Here is a 16,871-nt window from a genome sequence, read left to right as displayed (position 1 = left end):
ATGGCTGCACAGTCGAGTTCACGCCCGGATTCCCTTTTTGGCCGGGCCATTCGTGAAGGGTTCTTCGCCGGTCTTCTGGCTCTGGGTCTCTTCTGCCTCATCATCGGTTTCAAGACCGATCAGAACATCAACAACGAACTGGTGCTCGTTCAGCGCTGGGGCGCACTGGCCGTCATGGTCGCGCTCGCTGCGGTTGGTCGTTTCCTGTTCGTTGCATTCCTTCAGCCAACGCTGGAGGCGCGCAAGCTTGCCAAGAGCAAACAGCCGACCGCTGCGGTCGACGAAAGCCCGTCTTTCGTGCGCCGCAACTTCTCGCGCCTCGGCGTTGCATTCCTTTTTGTCTACCCGGTCCTGATCGTCACCTTTCTGGGCTGGCAGGGATCGCTCAAATGGGTCGATAATTTCGGCGTTCAGATCCTCATCTATGTGATGCTGGCCTGGGGCCTCAACATCGTGGTGGGCCTCGCCGGTCTTCTCGATCTGGGTTACGTCGCCTTCTATGCAGTCGGCGCCTATTCCTATGCACTCCTGTCGGCCTATTTCGGTCTGTCCTTCTGGATGCTGCTGCCGATTGCCGGTATTCTTGCTGCAACATGGGGCGTCATTCTGGGCTTTCCGGTCTTGCGTCTGCGCGGTGACTATCTTGCCATCGTGACGCTTGCCTTCGGTGAAATCATCCGTCTGGTGCTCATCAACTGGACAGATGTCACCCGCGGCACCTTCGGCGTTTCCGGCATTGCCAAGGCAACCTTCTTCGGCCTGCCTTTCAATGCCAGCAAGGACGGTTTTGCGGCCCACTTCGGCCTCACCTTCTCGGCGGCGCATTACAAGTTCTTCCTCTATTACGTCATCCTTCTGCTGGCGCTGCTGACGGCCTGGGTCACCATCCGTCTGCGCCGCATGCCGGTTGGCCGTGCTTGGGAAGCACTGCGTGAAGATGAAATTGCCTGCCGTTCGCTTGGCATCAACACCACCACGACCAAGCTCACGGCCTTTGCCACGGGCGCGATGTTCGGTGGTTTTGCCGGTTCCTTCTTTGCAGCACGCCAGGGCTTCGTCAGCCCGGAATCCTTCGTGTTTCTCGAATCCGCCGTCATTCTTGCCATCGTCGTTCTGGGCGGCATGGGCTCCCTGGTCGGTATCGCCATTGCTGCGATCGTCATGATCGGCGGCACTGAAATCCTGCGTGAAATGAGCTTCCTGAAAGCAATTTTCGGCCCAGATTTCACGCCGGAACTCTATCGTATGCTCATCTTCGGCCTTGCCATGGTCGTGGTCATGGTCTGGAAACCGCGCGGTTTCGTCGGAAGTCGAGAACCCAGTGCCTTCCTGCATGAGAAGAAGATGGTGTCGGGTGCCTTTACCAAGGAAGGGCACGGCTGATGGCGGAGATAAGCACTATGTCTGGCACTGCGCCTGATAAAGCCGAATTGGGCAACACTGAAAAAGACACGATCCTGCAGGTCGAGCATCTTTCGATGCGCTTTGGCGGTCTCGTCGCCATCAACGATCTGAGCTTCAATGTGAAGCGTGGGGATATCACGGCGATCATCGGCCCGAACGGTGCAGGCAAGACCACGGTCTTCAACTGCATCACCGGCTTCTACAAGCCGACGGGCGGCATGCTGACGATGAACCGGAAGACGGGCGACAAGTTCCTGCTGGAACGCCTGCCCGACTTCCAGATCACCAAGCAGGCCAAGGTGGCGCGTACCTTCCAGAACATTCGCCTGTTCTCGGGTCTCACTGTTCTGGAGAACCTGCTGGTCGCGCAGCACAACACGCTGATGCGTTCGTCGGGCTTCACGATCCTCGGTCTTCTCGGTTTGCCCGGCTACAAGTCGGCGGCGAAGGATGCGATTGAAAAGGCGCGTCACTGGCTGGAGAAAATCAACCTGATCGGTCGTGCGGACGATCCGGCAGGTGATCTGCCTTATGGCGATCAGCGCCGTCTGGAAATCGCCCGCGCCATGTGCACCGAGCCGGAAATTCTTTGCCTCGATGAACCGGCCGCCGGTCTCAATCCGCGTGAATCGGCAGAGCTCAACAAGCTCCTGCTCGATATCCGCAAGGAAACCGGGACGTCAATTCTGCTGATCGAGCACGACATGTCGGTGGTCATGGAAATCTCCGATCATGTGATCGTGCTGGAATACGGCACCAAGATTTCTGACGGTGCTCCAGAAGCAGTCAAGAATGATCCGCGCGTTATTGCCGCTTATCTCGGCGTCGATGACGAAGAGATTGCCGAGCTTATCGAAGAGGCGGACAAGCCGGGCACCGGTGATGCGGCGGACTTCGTGGCGGCACAACTCGCCGAGGAAGCCATCGAGGAAGAAATTGCCGAAGAGACAGGTGAAGCACCGTCCGGACGCGTTTCTCTCGCCGGTGGTCTGGCGGAGGCACGTGGTGGCAAGGCCGATAATCTGACCCTCATCAAGGGCATCGGCGCGGTCAACGAAAAGAAGCTTCACGAACACGGGATCTATCATTTTGATCAGATCGCCGCCTGGAGCGACGCGGATATTGTGGACGCTGAAACCTATCTGGAATTCGACGGGCGTATCGCGCGCGAAGACTGGGTCGGGCAGGCCAAACAACTTGCCGCCGGTCAGGCGACAGAGTTCTCCGAGCGCGTTGAACAGGGTGATGTTCCGACGAGCCATAAGACTGCTCCCGTAAAGGCTGCCAAAAGCGGTGGTGCGAAACGCGCTAAAGCGCCGACAAAAGCACCGACTAAAACCGCGGCCAAGCCCAAGAAGGGAGGCGAATGATGCAGGCTGAAACCATGCAGAAAAAGCAACCGCTTCTGGCCGTCGAGAAGGTCGAGACCTATTACGGCAATATTTGTGCCCTCAAGGGCATTGACCTTACCGTCGATGAGGGCGAGATCGTCGCGCTGATTGGCGCTAACGGTGCCGGCAAGTCGACGCTTATGATGACAATCTTCGGCTCGCCGAAGGCGCGTACCGGCCGCATTCTCTTCAACGGCAAGGATATTACATCCATGCCGCCGCATGAGATTGCCAAGCTGCGCATTGCGCAGTCTCCGGAAGGCCGTCGCATCTTCCCGCGCATGACGGTTTTGGAAAATCTCCAGATGGGCGCAAGTCTCGATCATCAGCAACACTTCGAAGAAGACGTGAAACTGATGTTCGACCTGTTCCCGCGCCTGAAGGAACGCATCAACCAGCGTGGCGGCACGCTTTCGGGCGGCGAACAGCAGATGCTGGCCATTGCCCGCGCGCTGATGGCGCGTCCGAAGCTCTTGCTTCTGGATGAACCGTCGCTCGGTCTGGCACCGCTGATCGTGAAGCAGATTTTCGAAGCGATCAAGGAACTGAACCGCACGCAGGGGCTGACGGTGTTCCTCGTTGAGCAGAACGCATTCGGTGCTCTCAAGCTCGCAGACCGTGGCTATGTGATGGTCAACGGCTCGATCACCATGAGCGGCGCTGGCCGCGAATTGCTGGCCGATCCGGAAGTCCGCGCCGCCTATCTCGAAGGCGGAAGGCACTAGGAGGATAAGATGCAGGGTATTCTCTACGAAGAATCGTCATTCTGGTTGTTTTTCCTCATCACCTGTCTGCTAGGCGGCTGGGCCGCCTGGATGACGGGGCGTGCCTGTGCTTCGACGTGGCGCACCTATCTGCAGCTTCTGCTCTATCTGATCCCGCTGGGAGCTGCGGTGCGCTTCATCCATTTCGCACTGTTTGAGGGAACGCTTCTTTCGTTCCACTATTATCTGGTGGATACGATCGTCCTGATGATTATCGGTACGGTCGGCTTTCGCTTCACCCGCACCAAACAGATGGTGCGGCAATATAGCTGGCTTTATGAAAAAGCTTCGCCTCTCAGCTGGAAGGCAAAATAATTTTAAAGCTTCGCCGTAATGCGGCGAAGCTTTTTTGTAAGATCACGTTGACAGTAATAAGATTCAGCGTAGATATTGCTGAGTATTCAGCAAGAAAATAAGGCGATGCAAAACATCGTTTCGGGGTAAATACAATGATGGGAGTTCCAACAATGAAGAAATCACTTTTCTCAGGCGTTGCTCTTGCAGCAGTTATGGCTTTCGGGGGCTCGGCTTGGGCTGATGTTCTTGTCGGTATTGGTGCGCCGCTGACGGGCCCAAATGCCGTTTACGGTGCGCAGATCCAGAAGGGCGCGGAAGCGGCCATCAAGGAAATCAACGATGCGGGCGGCATCAACGGCGAAAAAATCGCGATCACTCTCGGCGATGACGTATCGGATCCGAAGCAGGGTATCTCGGTTGCCAACAAGTTCGCAGCTGATGGCGTGAAATACGTTATCGGTCACTTCAATTCGGGCGTTTCGATCCCGGCTTCGGACGTTTATGCCGAAAACGGCATTCTCGAAATCTCGCCTGCTGCGACCAACCCGGTCTATACAGAGCGCCAGCTCTGGAACACGTTCCGTACCTGCGGTCGCGACGATCAGCAGGGCATCGTGGCCGGTCAGTATATTTTCGACAATTTCAAAGACGGGAAAATTGCCGTCATTCACGACAAGACCCCTTATGGTCAGGGCCTTGCCGATGAAACCAAGAAGAAGCTGAACGAGCTTGGTGTCAAGGAAGCCGTCTATGAAGGCGTGAATGTTGGCGAGAAGGATTTCTCGGCTCTGATCGCCAAGTTGAAGCAGCAGGGCGTTACGGTCCTTTATTGGGGTGGTCTGCACGCTGAAGCTGGTCTGATTATCCGTCAGCTTGCCGATCAGGGGCTGAAGGTCCAGTTCATCTCTGGCGACGGTATCGTTTCCAACGAGCTGGCCTCCATCGCAGGCGATGCGGTTGCCGGTACGTTGAATACGTTCGGCCCGGACCCGCGCAATAACCCGAACAATGCCGATCTGGTGAAGAAGTTCCGCGATGCTGGCTTCGAACCGGAAGCCTACACGCTTTACTCTTACGCTGCCGTTCAGTCTCTGGCCGGGGCTGCGAAGGCTGCCGGAAGCAACGACCCGCAGGAAGTTGCCAAGGCGCTTAAGGAAAAGGGTCCGTTCAAGACCGTGCTTGGCGACCTGTCCTATGACGAAAAGGGCGATCCGAAGCTTCCAGGCTATGTCATGTACAAGTGGGAAAAGGGCGCTGACGGGAAATATACTTACATTCAGCAGTAAGTTTCGCTTACATTCTTTCCCGATGAATGGAAATGCCCGGCTTCAAGCCGGGCATTTTCGTTTCGATGGCGTCGGTCCGCATAAAGTCATGCGGAAAAAGCAAGATATAGACTAAATCATTACTTTACTTCGGTATTGAACGTGATTGTATCTAGCTTGACGGCTGAATATAGGGTGAATCTCTATATCCAGTCTCGCGTTCTGGTGGGAGGACCAGTTTCAGCGCGGGCAGTTTCAAGCCCGAATTGCGTTTCTGGCGCTGATGCAGTCTCCCATTCGAATATCAGGTTTATGCAACGCCTCTGGTGTTGCTGTTCATGCCTGCAAAAAATGGCGGTCATCTGATCCTGTCAGACTGCCGCTCTGAATGACTATTTTGACGTGTGTCTCGAAAATCGTTTCATACCTTTCGGGATGCGCTTAGTGGGAGCAACTGAAATGAAGAAATCCTTATTCTGCGGCGTCTGCCTTTCGGCACTGGTTGCGATGGGTGGCGTGTCTTCTGCCGACATCCAGCTCGGCGTCGGCGCACCGTTGACCGGCAGCCAGGCAGCTTTCGGCGAGCAGATCAAGCGCGGTGTCGAAGCGGCTGTCGCAGAAGCCAATGCCAAGGGCGGCATGAACGGCGAGCAGATCACCATCGTCTATGGCGACGACGCTGCCGATCCGAAGCAGGGCATTTCCGTTGCAAACAAGTTCGTGGGTGATGGTGTTCAGTTCGTTATCGGTCACTTCAATTCCGGCGTCAGCATTCCGACGTCGGACATCTATGCTGAAAACGGCGTGCTGATGATCGCGCCCGGCACCACCAACCCGACCTTCACCGAGCGCGAACTTTGGAACACGTTCCGCACCTGCCGTCGCGATGACCAGCAGGGCATCGTTGCCGGCAAATATATCGCCGACAATTACAAGGACGGCAAAGTCGCAATCCTTCACGACAAGACCCCTTACGGTCAGGGCCTTGCCGACGAAACCAAGAAGTCGCTCAACGACAACGGCATGAAGGAAACGCTCTACGAAGGTGTAAACCAGGGCGACAAGGACTTCTCCGCGCTCATCTCCAAGATGAAGGCTGCTGGCATTACTGCTGTTTACTGGGGCGGCATGCATCCGGAAGCGGGTCTGCTCATCCGTCAGATGGATGATCAGGGCCTCAAGGCACAGTTCATTTCGGGCGATGGCATCGTGTCCAACGAACTTGCCTCGATTGCCGGTGATGCTGTTGGTGGTGTCATGAACACTTTCGGTCCAGATCCGCGCGACGACAAGTCGAATGCGGAACTGATCAAGGCATTCCGCGACAAGGGTTTTGAGCCCGAAGCCTATACCTTCTATGCCTATGCCGGTGTGCAGTCGCTGGTCAATGCCGCCAATGCTGCCGCAAGCAACGATCCGCAGGAAGTTGCAACCGCGATGAAGGAAAAGGGTCCATTCAAGACCGTGCTTGGCGACATCTCGTTCGACGCCAAGGGCGATCCGAGCCTTTCGCCTTACGTCATGTTCGAATGGCGCAAGGGTGAAGACGGCAAGTATAATTACTTCCAGAAGTAATGGAGCATTTCCAGCAAAAGTGCGAAGCGGTTTTGCGTTGGATAATGCGAGAACACAGATGCTTAGAACGGTTCTGATGATTGCTTCATAATAGGAACCACTCTTGTGCCTGATATATTAGCATAAAGTGCTACAAAATTCATCAATCTGCCCGGCATTTAGTCGGGCATTTTGTTTTTATCTCCCTGTTGCACAGTTTGTTTGCGCTTGTGTCTATTGCAGGTTAAGCAATGGCGCCTTTGTCATTGCAGTTAGGGAGATCTGCCTTGTCTTTCGCCCAAAAGCCTATCCGGAAAATTCTGGTCGCCAACCGATCTGAAATCGCAATCCGCGTATTCCGCGCCGCCAATGAGCTGGGGCTCAAAACGGTGGCCATATGGGCTGAGGAAGACAAACTTTCCCTGCATCGCTTCAAAGCTGATGAAAGTTATCAGGTCGGTCGCGGTCCGCATCTGGATCGAGATCTTGGTCCGATTGAAAGCTATCTTTCTATCGATGAGATTATCCGCGTCGCCAAGGTTTCGGGCGCCGATGCGATCCACCCCGGCTATGGCCTTTTGTCCGAAAGCCCGGAATTTGCTGAAGCCTGCGCTGAAAATGGCATCATCTTCATCGGCCCGAAGCCGGAGACCATGCGCCGCCTCGGCAACAAGGTTGCGGCACGCAATCTCGCCATTGAAATCGGCGTGCCGGTGGTTCCAGCCACCGACCCGCTTCCCGACGATATTGAGGAAGTGAAGAAACTTGCGGCAGAAATCGGCTATCCGCTGATGCTGAAGGCAAGCTGGGGCGGTGGCGGTCGCGGCATGCGTGCTATCCGCGCCGAGGCTGATCTTGCCCGTGAAGTGACGGAAGCCAAGCGCGAGGCCAAGGCCGCATTCGGCAAGGATGAGGTTTATCTCGAAAAGCTGATTGAACGCGCGCGCCATGTCGAAGTGCAGATACTGGGCGATACCCATGGCAATGCGGTTCATCTTTTCGAGCGTGACTGCTCGATCCAGCGCCGCAACCAGAAGGTCGTGGAGCGCGCACCAGCGCCCTATCTCGATGACGCGCAGCGTCAGGAACTGGCAGGCTATGGTCTGAAGATTGCCCATGCGACCGATTATATCGGCGCGGGTACTGTCGAGTTCCTGATGGATGCCGATAGCGGCAAGTTCTATTTCATCGAGGTCAACCCGCGTATTCAGGTCGAGCACACGGTGACCGAACAGGTGACCGGCATCGATATCGTCAAGGCGCAGATTCATATTCTCGAAGGCTTTGCCATCGGCACGCCGGAATCGGGTGTGCCGCGCCAGGAGGACATTCGCCTTAATGGCCATGCGCTTCAGTGCCGTATCACCACGGAAGATCCGGAACAGAACTTCATTCCTGATTATGGACGCATTCAGGCCTATCGCTCGGCGTCGGGCTTCGGCATTCGTCTGGATGGCGGTACGGCCTATTCGGGTGCGTTCATCACCCGCTACTACGATCCGCTGCTGGTCAAGGTGACTGCTTCAGGCGCAACGCCTCTGGAAGCCATCCGCCGGATGGACCGCGCCTTGCGCGAATTCCGCATCCGTGGCGTGGCGACGAATCTTACCTTCCTCGAAGCGATCATCAATCATCCGAAGTTTCAGGCAAACGACTACACGACGCGCTTCATCGACACGACGCCGGAACTGTTCGAGCAGGTCAAGCGGCAGGATCGTGCCACCAAACTTCTGACCTATATCGCCGACGTGACGGTCAATGGCCATCCAGAAACCAAGGGGCGCGCAAAGCCGGCTAAGGATGCCGCCAAGCCGCGCGTGCCGTGGTTCGGTGATAAGCCGGTCGTTGATGGCACCAAGCAACGTCTGGACCAGCTTGGACCGAAGAAGTTCGCGGAATGGATGCGCAACGAAAAGCGTGCGCTGATTACCGATACGACCATGCGTGACGGCCATCAGTCGCTTCTGGCGACGCGCATGCGCACATACGACATTGCCCGCATCGCCAATTCCTATGCGCAGGCACTGCCGAATCTGTTTTCGCTGGAATGCTGGGGCGGTGCGACCTTCGACGTTTCGATGCGCTTCCTCACCGAAGACCCGTGGGAGCGTCTGGCGCTGGTGCGTGAAGCTGCGCCTAACCTTCTTCTGCAGATGCTTTTGCGCGGTGCAAACGGCGTCGGCTACAAATCTTATCCCGATAACGTCGTAAAATATTTCGTGCGCGAGGCAGCACGCGGCGGCATCGATCTGTTCCGCGTTTTCGACAGTCTGAACTGGGTCGAAAACATGCGTGTATCGATGGATGCGGTGCTGGAGGAGAACAAGCTCTGCGAAGCGGCGATCTGCTACACTGGCGATATTCTGAACTCGGAACGCGCCAAGTATGACCTCAAATATTACGTCAATCTGGCGAAGGAAGTTGAAAAAGCTGGCGCGCATATCATTGCGGTGAAGGATATGGCGGGGCTTTTGAAGCCTGCCGCAGCCCGCGCCCTGTTCAAGGCGCTACGCGAGGAAACCGATCTGCCGATCCATTTCCATACGCATGATACGTCGGGCATTTCGGCGGCGACCGTACTTGCCGCGATCGATGCGGGCGTGGATGTGGTCGATGCGGCGATGGATGCTCTCTCCGGCAACACATCGCAGCCTTGCCTCGGTTCCATTGTCGAGGCACTGCACGGTTCCGAGCGCGATCCGGGCCTTGATCCGGATTCGATCCGCCGCATCTCTTTCTATTGGGAAGCCGTACGCAACCAGTATGCGGCTTTCGAAAGCGACCTCAAGGGACCAGCTTCAGAAGTTTATCTGCATGAAATGCCGGGTGGTCAGTTCACCAACCTGAAAGAGCAGGCCCGTTCGCTGGGACTTGAAACCCGCTGGCATGAGGTGGCGCAGGCCTATGCTGATGTGAACCGCATGTTCGGCGATATCGTCAAGGTCACGCCATCCTCCAAGGTTGTGGGCGACATGGCACTGATGATGGTCAGTCAGGATCTGACGGTTGCCGACGTCGAAAATCCGGCAAAGGACATTGCTTTCCCGGATTCCGTGGTGTCGATGATGCGCGGCGATCTTGGCCAGCCGCCATCGGGATGGCCGAAGGCGCTTCAGAAAAAGATTCTGAAGGGCGAAGAGCCGTTTACCGTGCGTCCCGGTGCCCTGCTGGAACCTGCCGATCTGAACGCCGAGCGTGAAGGGTTCGAGGAGACAGTCGATCGCAAGATTTCCGATCAGGAATTCGCGTCGGCACTGATGTATCCGAAGGTCTTCACCGATTATGCATCCGCGCAGGAAACCTATGGTCCGACAAGTGTTCTGCCAACGCCGGTCTATTTCTACGGCCTGAAGCCGGAAGAAGAAGTCTTCGTCGATCTGGAGCGCGGCAAGACGCTGGTGATCGTCAATCAGGCAATGAGCGAAACCGATGAGAAGGGCATGGTGACGGTGTTCTTCGAGCTGAATGGTCAGCCGCGCCGCATCAAGGTGCCGAACCGGGCCAAAGGCGCTTCTGGCGGTGTGCGTCGCAAGGTGGAAGCCGGGAACGACAGGCAGGTTGGTGCACCGATGCCGGGTGTCGTATCAACGGTTGCCGTGGCGACCGGCCAGGCGGTTACGCAGGGTGATGTGCTGCTTTCCATAGAGGCGATGAAGATGGAAACCGCCATCCATGCCGAACGCGATGGCACTATCACGGAAGTGCTGGTACGTCCCGGCGAACAGATCGATGCCAAGGATTTGCTCGTCGTCTACTCGTAACAGTTATGGGCTTCTGTCAAAGTGGATCGATCTTCGGATCGCGTTCCAGGTCTCCTTTTCCCTCATCCTGAGGAGCCGTTGAAAACGGCGTCTCGAAGGGCGAGGGAAATGCACAACGCCTACCCTCGTCTTTCGACAAGCTCAGGATGAGGGGGAAGCGTAGCGGCCCATCAGAGACCGTAACTGTCGCTTTCGAGTCGTTAAAAGCATCAGAAACGTTAATGCCGTGCCTGTCAAAAGGTACGGCTTTTTTTGCGCTTGCAGGGTTCCCAAAATCTGATATGCATGTTTGTGCCGATTTATGCATGATTGTGCATGATAGGAGGGTGACGGTGACAGAGCTTCTGCTTCACGAAAGACAGGCGCGCATTCAGGAACTGCTACAGCAGTCTGGTCGCGTACTGGCTGCTGAACTGGCTGAAAGTTTCGGCGTGTCCGAGGATACGATCCGGCGCGATCTGCGCGAGATGGCGGCGGCGGGGCTCTGCAAGCGTGTCTATGGCGGCGCGTTGCGTGCCGTGCCCGAGCCTTCTCCGCTCGCAGAACGGGATTCCGAGCGACCACAAGCGAAGGCCGCCCTGGCTGCGGTCCTGGCGGAACTGGTCGAACCCGGCATGACGGTGTTTCTCGATGCATCTTCGGTGAATACGGCTCTGGCGCGACTTTTGGTCGAACGTGGTGAAGCCATCACCGTCGTCACCAATACGCCGTCTATCGCTGCAATTCTTATGGGCTCGCCGGAGATTGAGCTGATCATGATTGGTGGTCCCATCGACCGGCGGGTGAGTGCCGCCGTCGGGGCACGCGCCTTGCGTGATGCGGAACTGCTGCGGCCTGATCTTTGCGTTTTGGGCGCGTGCGGTATTGCCGCCGAAATCGGCGTAACGGCGCTGCATCTGGACGATGCGGAATTCAAGCGAGTGATAGCCGGACGTAGCCGGGTGGTGGCACTGGCCATTACGAGCGACAAGCTCGGTACGGTTGCCGCCCATGATGTCGTTCCCCTGAACGATGTCGGTGTCATGGCTGTCGAATATGATGCGGATGAAGCAGCGCTTGCGCCCTATGCGACATCGGATATGAAGATTTTACGTGCGGCAGCGGACCGCAACTGAGGGACAGATGGAACAGGTTTCCGGACGCGAAGATGCGGCGCCTGCGCGTGCGCCGATTGTAACCAGAGAGCGGATTGCCGTTGCGCTACTCTTCCTGATGAACGGCTATATTTTCGGCGGCTGGGCCCCAAAAATTCCGGAATTTGCCGAACGCCTCGGACTTGATAGTGCAGGCATGGGGTTGATGATCCTCGTCTTCGGCCTTGGTTCTCTGGCCATGATGCCGGTCGCAGGTGCGCTTTCAGCACATCGCGGTTCGGGCATGGTGGTGCGCATTTTTGCACTCGCCTTTATCCCGGCGCTGCTCATCATCGCACTGGTGCCGAATGTGGTCACGGCTGTGATCGTGATGTTCTATTTCGGCGGGACCATGGCTGCGATGGATGTGTCGATGAACGCCAATGCGGTCGCGGTCGAGAAAAAAATGCGCCGGGCAATCATGTCGTCCTGCCATGCATTCTGGAGCCTCGGCGGCCTCATCGGTGCTGCGACAGGCGGCTTTCTTATCGCGCAATTCGGGTCGACCGTTCATGCGCTGGTGACGACTATTGTGGCCGCAATCCTGATTGCTATCGCATGGCCTTCGATCATCCCGGACACGGAGCATCATCATCCAAGCGGCGAAAAGCAGAAGCTGACCTTGCCGCGCAATCCTCTGCCCTGGCTTGTCGGTGTCATGGCGCTGTTTTCCATGGTGCCGGAAGGGGCGATTCTCGATTGGGGCGCCTATCATATGCGCCAGGATCTGGGTGCTTCCGTCACGGTGGCAGGCTTCGGCTTCGCAGCTTTCTCGGGCTCAATGGCCATCATGCGTTTTGCAGGCGATCTGGTCCGCGACCGGTTTGGTGCAGTCAAAACCCTTCGTGCCTGCACGATCATTGCAATCATCGGCATGCTGATCGTCGGTTTCGGAAACAGCCCAGCAACGGCGATTATCGGCTTCGCGATCTGCGGGATCGGTATTTCCAACATGGTGCCGATCGCCTTCTCGATGGCTGGTAACATGCCGGGCGTCAATCCGAGTGTCGGCCTGTCCATCGCAACGACGCTTGGTTATTCCGGCATGCTGGTGGCGCCGTCGCTGATCGGTTTTGTTGCCAAGCATAGCGGCTTTGGCGTGGTGTTTCTGGCGCTTCCGGTCTTGCTGCTGGTCGTGCTGGCCTTTTCAAGTCTGGCCCGATACGCGGATCATAAGCACTGAACTTTCTTAATGACGCGCATCTTATCCGAAAACCGGTTTCCACTTTTCGGGATGCGCTATTCGACAGTCCACCCGCCGTCGACGGGAATGGCAGCGCCATTGATCTGCGCTGCCGCATCGCTTGCGAGGAAAGCGGCAAGGGCGCCGATCTGTGCGGTGGTGACGAATTCCTTCGTCGGCTGTTTATCTAGCATCACTTCGCGGATCACGGTTTCGCGGTCCATGTGGTAGGCCTTCATCTGGTCCGGTATCTGCGCTTCGACAAGCGGCGTCAGCACATAGCCGGGACAGATGGAATTGGCCGTGATCTTTGCGGTTGCAAGTTCCAGCGCCAGTGTTTTGGTAAAACCGACAATGCCATGCTTGGCGGCAACATAAGCCGACTTGAACGGCGATGCCACGAGGCCGTGGGCTGAAGCGATATTGATAATGCGGCCCCAGCCAGTCTTGCGCATATGCGGGATCGAGGCAGCCGAGGTGTGAAAGGCCGATGTCAGGTTTATCGCGATGATGCGGTCCCATTGTTCGGCCGGAAACTCCTCGACGGGAGATACATGCTGGATACCGGCGTTGTTGACGAGAATGTCCACACTGCTGAACTGCTTTACCGTTTCTGCGATCAGTGCGCGGCATTGTTCGGCCTTCGACATGTCGGCCGCGATATAGACCGCGCTGACACCATGTTCCTCGCCAAGCTTGCGTGCGAGCGTATAATCCTCCTCACGGTCGGTGAATGAGTTGATCACGACGTTGTGTCCTGCCGCCGCCAGCGCATGGGCTATACCGAGGCCGATCCCGGAATTCGATCCGGTGACGATTGCGGTCTTGCAGGCAGATGCAGCATTCATGCGTGATTTCCTCCTTGTTCCCGGCGACATAATGAGAGGGCGACAAGGCAACGGCAAGCGATTATATAAAGCGAGAGCCGGATATACGCAGACCCAGATATATGCGGGCCTCAATATAGGCGGGCGTTGACATTCGCGTCGCGCTGCGCCACCTGAGAACAGGTACAGTTAAGAACAGAGCAAAATGTCTTCCGAGGCCGTCAGCTATTTTTCGCATCCATTTCCTCGTCGCCAGTCGGTTGGCGTCAGTGTCGGTGGCGTTATCGTCGGCGGCAGTGCGCCCGTCGTCGTGCAGTCAATGACCAACACGGACACAGCGGATGTGGACTCCACGGTCGCGCAGGTGGCTGCACTTCACCGTGCCGGTTCGGAAATCGTGCGCATTACGGTGGATCGTGATGAATCGGCGGCCGCCGTTCCGAAAATTCGCGAACGGCTGGAACGTCTTGGCCATGATGTGCCGCTGGTTGGCGACTTCCATTATATTGGTCACAAGCTGCTGGCCGATCATCCGGCCTGTGCGGAAGCGCTTGCAAAATATCGTATCAATCCGGGCAATGTCGGCTTCAAGGACAAGAAGGACAAGCAGTTCGCTGATATCGTCGAAATGGCGATCCGTTACGACAAGCCGGTGCGTATTGGTGTGAACTGGGGATCACTCGATCAGGAACTCTTGACCACGCTGATGGATCGCAATCAGGACGCTGGCGCGCCATTGAGCGCACAGGAAGTCATGCGCGAAGCCATTGTGCAGTCGGCTCTGATTTCCGCCAATCTTGCCGAAGAGATCGGACTTGGCCGCGACAAGATCATTCTGTCGGCCAAGGTCAGTCAGGTGCAGGACCTGATCGCCGTCTATACGATGCTGGCGCAGCGTTCCAATCATGCGCTGCATCTCGGCCTCACCGAAGCAGGCATGGGCACCAAGGGCATTGTCGCCTCGTCGGCGGCCATGGGCATTCTATTGCAGCAGGGCATCGGCGACACAATCCGTATTTCGCTTACCCCTGAACCCGGCGGCGACCGCACCCGCGAAGTGCAGGTTTCGCAGGAGCTTCTGCAGACCATGGGCTTCCGGCAATTTATTCCGATTGTTGCGGCGTGCCCCGGTTGCGGTCGTACGACATCGACCGTGTTCCAGGAACTGGCGCAGACTATTCAGGACGATATCCGCCGCAACATGCCGGTCTGGCGCGAGAAATATCCCGGCGTAGAAGCGCTGTCGGTTGCCGTGATGGGCTGCATTGTCAACGGGCCGGGCGAATCGAAGCACGCTGATATCGGCATCTCGCTTCCCGGCACGGGCGAAACGCCGTCCGCACCGGTCTTTGTCGATGGCAAGAAAGTCACGACGTTGCGCGGTCCTGCTATTGCCGAGGACTTCCAGAAAATGGTTGCCGATTACATCGAGAACCGCTTCGGACTCGATCAGAAAATCGCTGCTGGCCAGAACTAAGCGGTACAGGTAACTGCGCGCGTAGCGGTCTCTGGTGTAGCCTTTAATGTTGCTGCCCAGAAGATGAGCGTGACAAGGCTGATGCCTGCGCCAAGCAGGCAAACGCCATTCCAGCCTGCATAAGCATAGACCCAGGTTGAAACCGCCGAACCGCTTGCGCTGCCGATGGAATAGAAAACCATATAGGCGGCGGTGAGCCTGTTCTGTGCGTCCGGGCGTACACGGTAGATCATCGCCTGATTGGTGACGTGGACAGCCTGAAGGCCGAAGTCGATAATCAGCACACCTGCGATCAGCCAGAGCAGTGAATGTTCCAGCAGGGCTATCAGACCCCATGACATGAACATCAGCAGCAAAGCGATGCCTGTCATCCGCTGCGCATAGCCGCGGTCGGCAACACCGCCAGCACGCGACGCGGCAAGCGCTCCTGCAGCACCTGCCAGTCCGAACAGACCGATCTCTGCATGGCTCAGTTCGAAGGGTGGTGCACTGAGCGGCATGACCAGTGGCGCGAGCAAAGTGGTAATATTGGCGAAGATCAGCATGGCGATGATGGCGCGAATGCGTAGTACCGGCTCGGAGCGAAACAGCGTCACAAGCGACAGAATGAGTGCCGGATAGCTAACGCTGGTCGGCTGCCGCTTCTGGTCGGGCAGGCTGCGCCACAGCAGGAGCGCGATCAAAAGCGTGAGAATAGCGGAAACGAAGTAGACGCTGCGCCAGCCGCCAATGTCGGTGAGCGCGCCGGCTATCGCGCGCGCCAGCAATATGCCGAGCACGATGCCGCTGGTTACGATGCCAACCACATGGCCGCGTCGCGCCGGTGCTGCGAGGCTGGCCGCATAGGCGACAAGTGCCTGTGTGACGACGGCGAGCAGGCCCATAGTGGCCATGGCGACCAGAAGCACGGTGGCATTGGCCGCAAAGCCGATTGCGATCAGGGACAGGACCGACAGAAGGAAATGCGTGATGATCAGCTTTCGCCGGTTGAAGAGGTCGCCAAGCGGGACGAGAAAAATCAGGCCGATTGCATAACCGAGCTGGCTGGCGGCGACGATGAGACCTGCTGTTGAGCGTTTGAGGCCAAGGTCATCGGCCATCACATCGAGCAGCGGGTGAGCAAAGTAGACATTGGCTACCGCCAGTCCGCTTGCAGCCGCAAACAGAAAAAGGGTAGTCGAGGAAAGCAAAGGGCGTGCATCAGGGTTCGCGGACAGCGTTGCTGCCGCGCCGGTTGAAGGTTGCATGACGGACTCCTGCAAAATGGTTTTAAAATGAAACCATTTTGCTTGTAGCGAAAAAGGTTTTATATTGCAACCAGATTGCAATCTGTGGAGTTAACATGGTTCGAAAGAAAAGCATGAAAGGCGATTATTGCCCGAGTGCGCGCGCGCTTGATGTGATCGGCGACTGGTGGTCGCTGCTGATCGTCCGTGAAGCCTTCGACGGCGTGACACGTTTCAGCGCCTTTCAGAAGAATCTCGGAATCGCCCGCAATATTCTCTCGGAACGTCTGCGCAAGCTGACGGGAGAGGGAATCATGGAATCCGTGCCAGACCCTAATGGTGGCGCGCATCAGGAGTATCGCCTGACGGCAAAAGGCCGCGATCTGCTGCCTGTCATCGTGTCGCTCAGGCAATGGGGAGAAAAGCATCTCTTTGCGCCGGGTGAAACTCATTCGCGTCTTGTCGACAGCGTTTCAGGCGAGGACGTGGCCGCGCTTGATGTGCGTTCTCAGGACGGGCGCATGCTTTCCGCTGACGATGTGGTTATCGTCAAGGTACGTGAAGACGATCTTTAAATCGTTGTTTTTAC

The 16,871-nt window shown here is 56.9% G+C and carries 13 protein-coding genes; 11 read left to right on the top strand and 2 right to left on the bottom strand.

Annotated features, from left to right (window positions below; genetic code table 11):
* From livM to CES86_RS09130, 9 genes are all read left to right on the top strand, one after another.
* The gene (livM, locus tag CES86_RS09170; protein ID WP_010661457.1) at positions 1–1,383 is read left to right on the top strand and encodes a high-affinity branched-chain amino acid ABC transporter permease LivM; all 1,383 of its coding nucleotides are present in this window, start codon (positions 1–3) and stop codon (positions 1,381–1,383) included.
* A complete protein-coding gene (locus tag CES86_RS09165; RefSeq protein WP_373418751.1) occupies positions 1,383–2,774 on the top strand; it encodes an ATP-binding cassette domain-containing protein in 1,392 nt (463 codons plus the stop codon). Before livM ends, CES86_RS09165 begins: the two co-directional genes overlap by 1 nt.
* A complete protein-coding gene (locus CES86_RS09160; protein WP_029376283.1) occupies positions 2,774–3,520 on the top strand; it encodes an ABC transporter ATP-binding protein in 747 nt (248 codons plus the stop codon). The genes CES86_RS09165 and CES86_RS09160 overlap by 1 nt, the downstream gene beginning before the upstream one ends.
* Positions 3,521–3,529: 9 nt before the next feature.
* Entirely contained in the window at positions 3,530–3,874 is a 345-nt protein-coding gene (locus CES86_RS09155) for a DUF6867 family protein (RefSeq protein WP_094514217.1), read from the top strand.
* A gap of 152 nt (positions 3,875–4,026) precedes the next feature.
* Positions 4,027–5,142, top strand: coding sequence for a branched-chain amino acid ABC transporter substrate-binding protein (locus CES86_RS09150; protein ID WP_010661453.1), 1,116 nt, complete (start codon positions 4,027–4,029; stop codon positions 5,140–5,142).
* 438 nt (positions 5,143–5,580) lie between these two features.
* On the top strand, positions 5,581–6,696 hold the full coding sequence (locus CES86_RS09145) for a branched-chain amino acid ABC transporter substrate-binding protein (RefSeq protein ID WP_012091270.1): 1,116 nt from the start codon (positions 5,581–5,583) through the stop codon (positions 6,694–6,696).
* A gap of 266 nt (positions 6,697–6,962) precedes the next feature.
* A complete protein-coding gene (pyc, locus tag CES86_RS09140; protein ID WP_094514215.1) occupies positions 6,963–10,436 on the top strand; it encodes a pyruvate carboxylase in 3,474 nt (1,157 codons plus the stop codon).
* Positions 10,437–10,717: 281 nt separating this feature from the next.
* The gene (locus tag CES86_RS09135; protein ID WP_373418752.1) at positions 10,718–11,551 is read left to right on the top strand and encodes a DeoR/GlpR family DNA-binding transcription regulator; all 834 of its coding nucleotides are present in this window, start codon (positions 10,718–10,720) and stop codon (positions 11,549–11,551) included.
* A gap of 7 nt (positions 11,552–11,558) precedes the next feature.
* Positions 11,559–12,752 carry an MFS transporter gene (locus CES86_RS09130; protein WP_094514213.1) on the top strand — a complete coding sequence of 398 codons (1,194 nt, stop codon included), beginning with the start codon at positions 11,559–11,561 and terminating at the stop codon, positions 12,750–12,752.
* A 56-nt stretch (positions 12,753–12,808) separates the two neighbouring features.
* On the opposite strand, the gene CES86_RS09125 is transcribed toward CES86_RS09130, so the two are convergent.
* Positions 12,809–13,600, bottom strand: a complete 792-nt coding sequence (locus CES86_RS09125) for a 3-hydroxybutyrate dehydrogenase (RefSeq protein WP_094514211.1) — start codon at positions 13,598–13,600, stop codon at positions 12,809–12,811.
* A gap of 184 nt (positions 13,601–13,784) precedes the next feature.
* Here CES86_RS09125 and ispG point away from each other — a divergent pair, with 184 nt between their 5' ends.
* Positions 13,785–15,056 carry a flavodoxin-dependent (E)-4-hydroxy-3-methylbut-2-enyl-diphosphate synthase gene (ispG, locus tag CES86_RS09120; protein WP_010661447.1) on the top strand — a complete coding sequence of 424 codons (1,272 nt, stop codon included), beginning with the start codon at positions 13,785–13,787 and terminating at the stop codon, positions 15,054–15,056.
* Here ispG and CES86_RS09115 read toward each other — a convergent pair.
* On the bottom strand, positions 15,053–16,303 hold the full coding sequence (locus CES86_RS09115; protein WP_094514209.1) for an MFS transporter: 1,251 nt from the start codon (positions 16,301–16,303) through the stop codon (positions 15,053–15,055). The genes ispG and CES86_RS09115 overlap by 4 nt on opposite strands.
* A gap of 95 nt (positions 16,304–16,398) precedes the next feature.
* Between CES86_RS09115 and CES86_RS09110 the strand changes: the two genes are divergently transcribed.
* A complete protein-coding gene (locus CES86_RS09110; RefSeq protein WP_036587731.1) occupies positions 16,399–16,857 on the top strand; it encodes a winged helix-turn-helix transcriptional regulator in 459 nt (152 codons plus the stop codon).
* Positions 16,858–16,871: the final 14 nt, after the last annotated feature.

It is taken from the genome of Brucella lupini (assembly GCF_002252535.1).
Taxonomy (GTDB): domain Bacteria; phylum Pseudomonadota; class Alphaproteobacteria; order Rhizobiales; family Rhizobiaceae; genus Brucella; species Brucella anthropi.
Note: the sequence above shows the minus strand (reverse complement) of the source record. Positions and strands in the feature narration are given on the sequence as shown.